Raw genomic sequence first — 1,615 nt, 5'->3', positions numbered from 1 at the left:
CTCCCCGACTTAAATCAGACTCTTTAAATGATGCACCACTCAGATTTGCGCCAATCCATCTATTCTCAAACAAATCACACTTTTCGATACACTGCCTTTCAAAGTTGGCGTATGAAAGATTACAACCTGTTATATAAGCTGAACAAAAATACATTCTGTTCGATACCTGATTCATGAAGCTAGCTTGAGAAAAATTGGCACCCTTTAAATCGCATTCTCTGAACTCGATACCAAAACAATTTGCACCTTTGAAATACGACATTGAAAGACTGCAGTTTTTAAAAGATGCATCTCTAAGATCCGAGTAAGAAAAATCACACCCCTCTAATTCACCTCGTTCAATGAAAGAACAATCTACAAATTGTGTATCGCGGAGGTTCGCTCGTTTAAAGGAACAGCAGAAAAATTTGCAATTTTTAAAATACTGACCACTCATGTCTTGATGTGAAAAGTCTGCTTGTACATATAACTGGTCTGTTTTATCCATTTTCTAGCCCTCTTTCTATTTGAGTCGAAGACTAACATTTACCAACCAGTTCTCAAGAAAAATAAACACCTTAAAAACAGCAACTTACAACCACTTAAAATCGCAAAAATAAGGCGCCAAATTGACGCTCTAAGGCACCGTTTTTTAATTCACCCATGCCGCATGGCTAGAAAAAAGTTTTGATTAATCATGGCGCTTGCAAGAAATACACATAACGCTTTCTATACGGCGAAAAGCCGTATTTCTACTCAGATCTAAGCTCATTTAATCTTTCATGGTCAACATAAATTCAAAGACTTAAAGATAAATTCGGCATGTTAGGTGGTAACATGTCGCTTAATGTGAAGAGTGGGATTTAACGTAATGTCACTTTGTGCGAAGTGCAGTGTTTCGGTAGAACAATGATTCTCGAAAGGTCGCTATAGCGGCCTTTTTTGTGCCTGAAAGCAAGAAAAGCGAAGGGAAATTGCGAAGTAAGGTATTGAGGAGTAAGATTAACTCTAGATAAAACAAAGCCCCGAAACTCATTCAAACTTGGCGGAATGGAGAGTTATCAGGGCTAAAGCTTAAGGTAATTTTAACACATGGAAAGACAAAGACAATCCACACGTAACCGCCATAAGTGCAGTTATGTGTGAAAGCTAAACAATCAAACGCATTTCAACTCGATCTAATCGAGACGCTTCCTCATAAGCCGTATTGCACCGATGAACTCGGTGTCACTTACATACGCCCAAAAAGTACAGCGATTAAGAAAAAATATCTGCAAGTGAACCAACCGAAGTTGGTCACTTACCTTGTCTTTGATATTGATCGACAAGGCGGTGTGTTGGCTTGGTACGACAACGATCTTCCCACACCATATTGGACTTCAAAGAACCCAGAGAACGCACACGCACACATTGCGTATCGCTTGAAAGTTCCATTCTGTACGTCTGATATCGCGCATAGTGAACCTATTCGCTACGCAGCTGCGATTGAATCCGCGATGATTGAGCGTCTGAAAGCGGATCGTGGATTCGCAGGACTACTGACGAAAAATCCACTGCACCCACATTGGCAAAATGATTTTTGGACAGAGTACGAGTACACACTCGATGAACTGGCGGAATACCTCGATCTGAAAGG

General features: G+C 40.3%; 2 protein-coding genes. One reads left to right on the top strand and one right to left on the bottom strand.

Annotated elements, in window-relative coordinates; genetic code table 11:
• Window positions 1–487, bottom strand: a 487-nt coding sequence (locus tag R8N28_RS24290; protein ID WP_276419839.1) for a Qnr family pentapeptide repeat protein, incomplete at its 3' end; no start/stop codon positions are given.
• Between the two features lie 634 nt (window positions 488–1,121).
• Between R8N28_RS24290 and R8N28_RS24285 the strand changes: the two genes are divergently transcribed.
• On the top strand, window positions 1,122–1,615 hold a 494-nt coding region (locus tag R8N28_RS24285), incomplete at its 3' end, for a replication initiation protein (protein ID WP_318183555.1).

Source organism: Vibrio sp. Vb1554 (assembly GCF_033344235.1).
This window is presented reverse-complemented; position numbering and strand designations above follow the sequence as displayed.